The organism is Limibacillus sp. (genome assembly GCA_037379885.1).
In the GTDB taxonomy this organism is placed as follows: domain Bacteria; phylum Pseudomonadota; class Alphaproteobacteria; order Kiloniellales; family CECT-8803; genus JARRJC01.
Map to the genome: position 1 here is coordinate 1 of JARRJC010000083.1, position 7,730 is coordinate 7,730.

Below are 7,730 nucleotides of genomic sequence, written 5' to 3' on the forward strand. Positions count from 1 at the left end.
ATCGCCATCACCCGCGAGATCGCCGAAGCCGCCGCCAAACTCGGCATAGAGGTCCACGACCACATCATCATCGGCCGCAAGGGCCACACCTCGCTGAAGTCGCTGGGGTTGTTTTAACTCGATCGGATGCAGGATTGCGGTCCGGTGAGCGGCGATAGCTCAAGAACTGAGGAGCTCTGGCGTAGCGTTTAAGGGTGGTGCGTGGGCCTCTCCACCTTGACTCCCGCCCCCCTCCCGCGCTTCTTAGGCGGCGATTGATTTGCCTGCCGACGAGACCCCACGGAGTCGCCCATGATCCCGCGCTATTCCCGGCCCGAGATGGTCGCCATCAGTTAGCCTGAGAACAAGTTCCGCATCTGGTTCGAGATCGAGGCGCACGCCTGCGACGCGCAGGCCGAGTTGGGCGTGATCCCGAAGGAGGCGGCCAAGGCGGTCTGGGAGCGCGGCGCCTGGGAGATCGCGCGGATCGACGAGATCGAGGCCGAGACCAAGCACGACGTCATCGCCTTCCTGACCAATCTGGCCGAACACGTGGGGCCGGAGGCGCGCTTCGTGCACCAGGGCATGACCTCCTCCGACGTGCTGGACACCTGCCTTGCGGTACAGCTGACCCAGGCGAGCGATATCCTGCTGGCCGGCATGGACCGGGTGCTGGCCGCGCTGAAGACGCGGGCTTACGAGTACAAGGACACGGTCTGCCTCGGCCGCTCCCACGGCATCCACGCCGAGCCGACGACCTTCGGCCTGAAGCTCGCAGGGCACTACGCCGCCTTCAAGCGGGGCCGCGAGCGGCTGGAGGCCGCGCGCAAGGAGATCGCCACCTGCGCCATCTCCGGGGCCGTCGGCACCTTCGCCAACATCGATCCCTTCGTCGAAGCGCATGTGGCGAAGAAGCTGGGCCTCGCCGCCGAGCCGCACTCGACCCAGGTGATCCCGCGCGACCGCCACGCCATGTTCTTCGCCACCCTGGGCGTGATCGCCTCCTCGGTCGAGAACCTGGCGACCGAGATCCGCCACCTGCAACGCTCCGAAGTGCGCGAGGCGGAGGAGTACTTCTCGCCCGGCCAGAAGGGCTCCTCGGCCATGCCGCACAAGCGCAACCCGGTGCTGACCGAGAACCTGACCGGCCTTGCCCGCATCGTGCGCGCCGCCGTGGTTCCGGCGCTGGAGAACGTGGCCCTCTGGCACGAGCGCGACATCTCCCACTCCTCTGTGGAGCGCATGATCGGGCCGGACACGACCGTCACCCTGGACTTCGCGCTCAACCGCCTCGCGGGCGTCATCGAGAAGCTGCTGGTCTATCCCGAGGCCATGCAGAAGAACCTCGACATGCTGGGCGGGCTGGTCCATTCGCAGCGCGTGCTGCTGGGCCTGACCCAGGCGGGCATGAGCCGCGAGGACTCCTACAAGGCCGTGCAGCGCAACGCCATGAAGGTCTGGGAGGAGGGCAAGGACTTCCAGACCGAGCTGAAGGCCGACCCCGAAGTCGCCAAGCACATCCCCGAGGCGGACCTGGACGCGCTCTTCGATCTGGGCCACCACACCAAGAACGTAGATGTGATTTTCGAGCGCGTCTTCGCCGAATAAGAGAGACGGGCGCTTTATCTGTACTATTATGCCTTTCGTTACTTTTGTGACGAGAGGAGCCCGTCGTCATGCAGCGCAAGACCTTTTCCGCCGGAACCTTGATCTTCAGCGCTGAAGAGCATCCTGAAGAGGCCTATCTCCTGATGAGCGGCGAGGTGGAAATCCGCCGCGACGGCTTCACCGCCTCGCCGAAGCGAGGCGAGATCTTCGGGGAAAGCGCCTTGATGGGCCGCCCGCGCATGGCCTCCGCCAGCGCCAAGACCGATTGCAGCGTCCTGGTCTTCTCCCGCGAGGAGATGGAAGAGGCGATCCGCCGCGACCCGACCCAGGCCTTCGAGATCATCGACGGCCTCCTGACCCGCCTCGCCGACGTCACCGACCAGCTTAACAAGGCGCGGGCGGGGACGGGCTAACGCTCCCAGCCCTCCTCGAACACGAGCTTTTCCGCGCCGGTGAAGCGGCGTTGGCGTTCCAGTTCGGCCTCCAGGGCGGCGAGGCGGCCCTTGCTTCTGCGGACCTTGGGTTCCCACCAGAGGCCTTTGACGCGCAGTTCGCCGCAGTCGCGGTGGTGCTTCATGTCGATGCGCCCGACCAGCCTGTCGCCTTCCAGCAGCGGGAAGACGTAGTAGCCGTACTGGCGCTTGGCCTCCGGCACGAAGACTTCGATCCGGTAGGAAAAGCCGAAGATGCGTTCGGCCCGCGCGCGGTCGCGCAACAGGGGGTCGAAGGGGCTGAGCACGCGCAGGCGCGCGGGGGCGGCGCCGGCGGGTCGGCCGCCAGGGTCGGGACCTGCTCGCAGAGCGCCAGCAAGCGGCGCGCCGAGCCGTCGGCGTTCTCCACCGAGACCTCTCTCAGCCGTCCGTCGGCCAACCCCTGGGCGCACCAGCCCGCCGCCTCCTCCGCTGAGAGCGCGCCCCAGAAGCCCGCGATCTCGCCCGGCGTGGCGAAGAGCAGGCGGGAGAGCGCGCTGCGGCACTTCCAGTCCAGGAAGGCGCGCGGCTCGGGCGGCGGCGCGCGCTGCGGTTCCGGGATCACCCGTTCGGTCAGGTCGTAGACCTTCTGGAAGCCCTCGCGCCGCGCCACAGCGATGCTGCCGGTGCGCCAGAGGTATTCCAGCGCGATCTTCTCCGGGTGCCACTCCCACCAGCCGCCCTTGGGCTTCTTGCCTTCCTCGCCGAAGTCGCGGGCCATCAGCGGGCCCTCGCGCTCGATGCGGGTCAGCACCTGATGGAGAAAGGACTCGAAGTCCTTTCGGTGCCAGTCGCGCCAGCGCCCGGCGAGGCGCTCGCGGTCCCGCTCGAAGCGCGCGCGCCAGATCGGGAAGAAGCGGCTGGGAATGACCGAGGCGTCGTGGGTCCAGTTCTCGAAGAGCGCCGCCTTCTTCTCGACCAGCCGGGACAACTGCCTGTGGCGGTAGGTCTGGTTGCGGGCGAAGAGGATCTGGTGATGGGCCCGCTCCAGCGTGTTGATGGAATCGAGCTGCACGAAGCCGAGCCGCTCGATCGCCGCCAGAAGCTCCGCGTCGCTCTGCGCGCGGCGCGGCGTCTCGCCCAGGCCCTGCGCCTGGATCAGCAGGCGGCGGGCGCGGGCGTTGGAGATGGGCAGGCTGGCGTCTCTACTCATGGCTCCCATTCGAGAAATGCGGGTGGCGTCATCACGCGGCTTGCTGTTGAATTCTTCATAACCTCCTTGCCCGCCGTTACGCCAGCCAGAGCTTCAAGCAGAGGAGCGACCTTGCCCGAAGGCCGGACAAACGATCACAGCCTGCCGCCGCAGCAAAAGGGCCCCGCCGCCTGGCTGGGCCCGGAGATGGCTGCGCGGCCCGAAAGCTGGACCTGGCGCTTGAGCCCGGCCGAGGTGGCCGTGGTCGAGGGCGCGGCGGAGGCGGCGCTGGCCGCCGGGGGCGGCCGCCCGTCGATCCTGGAGCCGGAGGAATTCCCGCAGCCGCGGCTCGGCGCGAAGCTGACGGCGCTGCGCGGCGAACTGCTGTCGGGGCGCGGGTTTTCCTTGATCAAGGGGCTGCCCGCCGCGGACTGGCCGCTTGAGAAGGCGGCGGCGGCCTTCCTGGGCCTGGGGGCCTGGATCGGCGTTCCGCGCTCTCAGAACGCCAAGGGCCACCTGCTGGGCCACGTCGCCGACCTGGGGCTCGCCAGCAGCGATCCCAACGTGCGCATCTACCAGACCCACGAACGCCAGTCCTTCCACACGGACTCCTGCGATGTGGTGGGGCTGCTCTGCCTGAAACAGGCGCGTGCGGGAGGGGAGAGCCAGCTCGTCTCGGCGCTCACGCTCTGGAACGAGATGCTGGCGCGGCGTCCGGACCTGGCGCCCGAGCTGTTGCGCCCCGTCGCCATCGACCGGCGCGGCGAGGTGCCCGCGGGCGCCAAGCCCTGGTTCGAGATCGCGCCGCTTTCCTGGCATGCCGGGCAGTTGACGGTCCACTACCAGCGTCAGTACATCGACTCCGCCCAGAGGTTCGAGGAGGCCCCGCGCCTCAGCGACCGGCAGCGCGAGGCGCTCGACCTCTTCGACGCGCTGACCGACGATCCGGCGCTGAACTTCTCCATGCGGCTGGAGCCGGGGGACATGCAGTTCGTCTACAACCACGTCCTGTTGCACGACCGCGCGGCCTTCACCGACTGGCCGGAGCCCGAACGCCGCCGCCACCTGCTGCGGCTCTGGCTGGCAGCGCCCGGGGACCGTCCGCTGCCGGAGGCCTTCGCGGCGCGCTTCGGCTCGGTCGAGATCGGCGCGCGCGGCGGGATCGAGGTCCCCGGTTCGCGCCTGACCGTGCCGCTGGAGCCGTGAGTGCCCATGCTGCTTGACCGCATCACCGGGCTGATCCTGGCCGGCAGCGTCGTCTTCATGCTGGCGGGCGAGATACTGGGCGAGCCGCTGTTCCTGCTGGGCGCGTCGGCCTGCGTCGTCGCCTTCCTCGCCTGCAACACGGCGCGCGTGCCCTGGTCGCGCAAGGCCTTCGTGCTGGTCGGCCTGGCGCTCTTCGCGACGGCGCTCGCCACGCGGTCGGATTGGTGGAGCCTGACCGAGCGCGGCCTGGCGACCGGGGCCTTCGTCGCCGCCTTCTTCTCGGCGCTGGCGAGCCTGCGCTCGGCGGCGGGAACCTCCCACGACATCCGCCGCTGCGGGCGCTTCCTGGCCGAGCAGCCGCCGGGGCGGCGCTATCTGGCGCTGACGGCGGGCGGCCACCTCTTCGGCATCATGCTGCTGTACGGTGCGATCACCCTGCTTGGCAGCCTCGCCGAGGCCTCGGCCCGCAGCGAGCCGAACGAGGAGATCCGCCGCGTGCGCACCCGCCGCATGCTGCTGGCGATCCAGCGCGGCTTCATCGCGACGCTGAGCTGGTCGCCGCTCACCTTCTCCATGGCCATCACCTCCTCCATCGTCGAGGGGGCGAGCTGGGGCGGCGTGGTGGCCTATGGCCTGGTCAGTTCCATCATCCTGGCCGGGACCGGCTGGGCCATCGACACGATCTTCAAGCCCAAGCTGACCGTGCCGCGACCGGTCAGAGGCCGGACCGACAACCACTGGGAAAAGCTGGCGCCGCTCTTGATCCTGCTGGTCGTGCTGATGGGGCTGGTCGGGCTGCTGCACTTCGTAACCGGGCTCAAGACCGTGTCCGCCGTCATGCTGGTGGTGCCCTTCCTCAGCGCCGGGTGGATCCTCTTGCAGGGCCGCGGCTCCTGGCGCATGCGCGCCGCCTATCTCGGACGGCGCTCGAAGAAGTTCCTGGAGTCCGAGTTGGCGGTCTACAGGCCTGAGCTCGTGCTGCTGATCATGGCCGGCTTCATCGGCACGCTGGGCGCGGGCCTGTTGGCGCCCTGGATGGCCGAAAGCGGCTTCTCGCTCTCCGCCGTGCCGGTCTGGCTGCTGCTGCTGGGGCTGCTCTGGATGGTGCCGATCACCGGACAGATCGGCATGAACCCGATCCTGGCGGTTTCCCTGATCGCGCCGCTGATCCCCTCGGCGGCGGACTTCGGTATCTCGCCCAACATGATCGTGCTGGCGATCACGGCGGGCTGGGCCCTGAGCGGGGCCTCCTCTCCCTACACCGCGACGACGCTGATGGTGGGCGCGATCGGCAAGGTCTCGGCGCTCCACGTCGGCTGGCGCTGGAACGGGTACTACACCCTGGTCAGCGGGCTGCTGCTCTCGGCCTGGGTCCTCCTGGCCGCCTATCTCCTGGCCTAGCGGGCGCGGGAGGGGGGCTCAGATGGACTTCGGCTATTCCGCTTGGCAGGTCGCGGCGATCTTCGCGACCTATCTGCTGGCCGCCACGGCCAAGGGCGTGACGGGCCTCGGCTTTTCAACCCTCTGCCTGCCCTTCCTGGCGCTGACCGTGGGCCTCAAGGAGGCGCTGGCGCTGATCATCATCCCCTCGATCGCCTCCAACCTCATCGTCATGCGCCAGGCCGGGCGCTTCGGCGAGACCGTGAAGCGCTTCTGGCCGATGCTGCTGGCGACGCTGCCGGGTCTGGCGCTGGGGCTCTGGGCGCTGGCGCTGGTCGATGGGCGCCAGGCGGGCGGCGTGTTGGGGCTGGTCCTGCTGCTCTGGTGCGCCTTTTCCTTTGCGCGGCCCGAGCTTGCGATAGGCGAGCCCTGGGCGCGGCGGCTGGGGCCCGTGAGCGGCTTTCTGACCGGGGCGGTCAACGGTCTGACCGGCTCGCAGGTCATGCCCTCCATGCCCTACCTGATGGCGCTCAAGCTGGAGCGGAACCTGTTCCTCCAGACCATCAACTGCTCCTTCACGCTCTCCAGCCTCGTCATGGCCTTCGGGCTTCAGCGTCTGGGGCTCTTCGGGCCGGACGGGGTGGCCGTCTCGGCGCTGGGGGCGGGCGCCGCCTTCCTGGGGCTCGGCCTGGGCGCGCGGCTGCGCCGCCGCCTCTCGCCCGAGGGCTTCCGCCGCGCGCTCCTCGCCATGCTGAGCGTGATGGGCGTCAGCCTTCTGGTCCGGGCCTTCTGATTCTTCGCCGCCGGGGCTTGCGGCGGCCCTCCCGCGCCGTATCTATCCCTAGAGCCCTCTTTCGCCGCCAGCAGGAAAGCACCGCCCACCGATGGATTCCCTCTCGCAGTTCACCCTCGGCGCGGCCCTCGGCATGGTGACGCTGGGGCGCAGGATCGGCTACCGCAAGGCGGCGCTCACCGGCGGCTTGCTGGGCAGCCTGCCGGACGCGGACGTCTTCTACCCCTTCGACGATCCGGTGGACTCCTTCACCCTGCACCGCTCGGCGACCCATTCGCTGATCCTCCAGACCCTGGCCACGCCGGTGATCGGGGAGGGGCTTCGGCTCGCCTTCAAGGGTTTGAGAGACAGGCGGGCGCTCACCTACCTGACGGTTTTCCTTGTTCTCACCAGCCATGCGCTGCTGGACGCCATGACGGTCTACGGCACGCGGCTCTTCTGGCCGCTCTGGCCGGAGCCGCTGGGCCTTGGCTCCATCTTCATCATCGATCCGCTCTATACCCTGCCGCTGTTGGTGGCGCTGCTCTGGGGGCTGATCGCGGGCGGAAGCGGGGCGCGGCCCGGACGGGCGGCGGCGGTCGCGCTCGCGCTCTCCACCCTTTACCTCGGCTGGACAGCCGCCGCTCAGCAGGTGGTGGCGGCGCGGGGCGAAAGCTACCTCACGGCCGCCGGGATCGAGCCGGAGCGCCTGCTCGCCATACCGACGCCCTTCAACAGCCTCTACTGGCGCGTCATCGCGGTCGAGGGCGGGCGCTACCACAACCTCTACTTCCCGCTGTTTGGGGAGATCGCGGAGGAGGGACTCTACAGCCACGAGCGCCTGCCGGACGATCTGGCCTGCGCCACCGCCCTGCCGGACGCGGCGCGCCTTGCGGCCTTCTCCCACGGCTACTTCAAGGTCGGGCGCGAGGCGGGCAGGATCGTGGTCTCCGACCTGCGCATGGGCCTGACCCCCGCCTACGTCTTCCGCTTCGCCGTGGCGGAGGAGGGCGCGGAGGGCCAGATCGCCGAAATCCCGCCCCAACGGATGCCCGTCACCCGCAACGCGGGCGACGGCGACCTCGACTGGCTGCTCGCCGGCATAGCCGGAGAGACACAAGTGAGAGCCAGCGAATCCGGCCTCGCGCTCCGTCCGACAGAGTTGGCGGCAAGCGAAGCGGAA

Annotated in this window: 6 protein-coding genes and 2 pseudogenes; 7 read left to right on the forward strand and 1 reads right to left on the reverse strand. The window is 69.2% G+C overall.

The window, feature by feature from the left end:
- The 3 genes and pseudogenes from P8X75_14265 to P8X75_14275 all read left to right on the forward strand — a co-directional run.
- The coding region (locus tag P8X75_14265; GenBank protein MEJ1996349.1) for a JAB domain-containing protein at positions 1-117 on the forward strand (117 nt) is incomplete at its 5' end.
- A 174-nt stretch (positions 118-291) separates the two neighbouring features.
- A pseudogene (gene purB, locus P8X75_14270) lies at positions 292-1,587 on the forward strand (adenylosuccinate lyase).
- Positions 1,588-1,655: 68 nt separating this feature from the next.
- Positions 1,656-2,000: a cyclic nucleotide-binding domain-containing protein gene (locus P8X75_14275; protein ID MEJ1996350.1), complete on the forward strand. Its 345-nt coding sequence runs from the start codon at positions 1,656-1,658 to the stop codon at positions 1,998-2,000.
- On the opposite strand, the pseudogene P8X75_14280 reads toward P8X75_14275, so the two are convergent.
- Positions 1,997-3,210, reverse strand: a pseudogene (locus tag P8X75_14280) (crosslink repair DNA glycosylase YcaQ family protein). The gene P8X75_14275 and the pseudogene P8X75_14280 overlap by 4 nt on opposite strands.
- Positions 3,211-3,321: 111 nt before the next feature.
- Here P8X75_14280 and P8X75_14285 point away from each other — a divergent pair.
- The 4 genes from P8X75_14285 to P8X75_14300 all read left to right on the forward strand — a co-directional run.
- The gene (locus P8X75_14285; protein ID MEJ1996351.1) at positions 3,322-4,395 is read left to right on the forward strand and encodes a TauD/TfdA family dioxygenase; all 1,074 of its coding nucleotides are present in this window, start codon (positions 3,322-3,324) and stop codon (positions 4,393-4,395) included.
- A 6-nt stretch (positions 4,396-4,401) separates the two neighbouring features.
- Positions 4,402-5,796, forward strand: coding sequence for a hypothetical protein (locus P8X75_14290; protein ID MEJ1996352.1), 1,395 nt, complete (start codon positions 4,402-4,404; stop codon positions 5,794-5,796).
- A gap of 22 nt (positions 5,797-5,818) precedes the next feature.
- The gene (locus P8X75_14295) at positions 5,819-6,568 is read left to right on the forward strand and encodes a sulfite exporter TauE/SafE family protein (GenBank protein ID MEJ1996353.1); all 750 of its coding nucleotides are present in this window, start codon (positions 5,819-5,821) and stop codon (positions 6,566-6,568) included.
- 91 nt (positions 6,569-6,659) lie between these two features.
- Positions 6,660-7,730, forward strand: a 1,071-nt coding sequence (locus tag P8X75_14300; GenBank protein ID MEJ1996354.1) for a metal-dependent hydrolase, incomplete at its 3' end; no start/stop codon positions are given.

What these genes read in the sequence shown, in the direction of transcription:
- P8X75_14275 (MEJ1996350.1), top strand. Translation starts at nt 1,656, where the DNA reads ATGCAGCGCAAGACCTTTTCCGCCGGAACCTTGATCTTCAGCGCTGAA.
- P8X75_14290 (MEJ1996352.1), top strand. Translation starts at nt 4,402, where the DNA reads ATGCTGCTTGACCGCATCACCGGGCTGATCCTGGCCGGCAGCGTCGTC.
- P8X75_14295 (MEJ1996353.1), top strand. Translation starts at nt 5,819, where the DNA reads ATGGACTTCGGCTATTCCGCTTGGCAGGTCGCGGCGATCTTCGCGACC.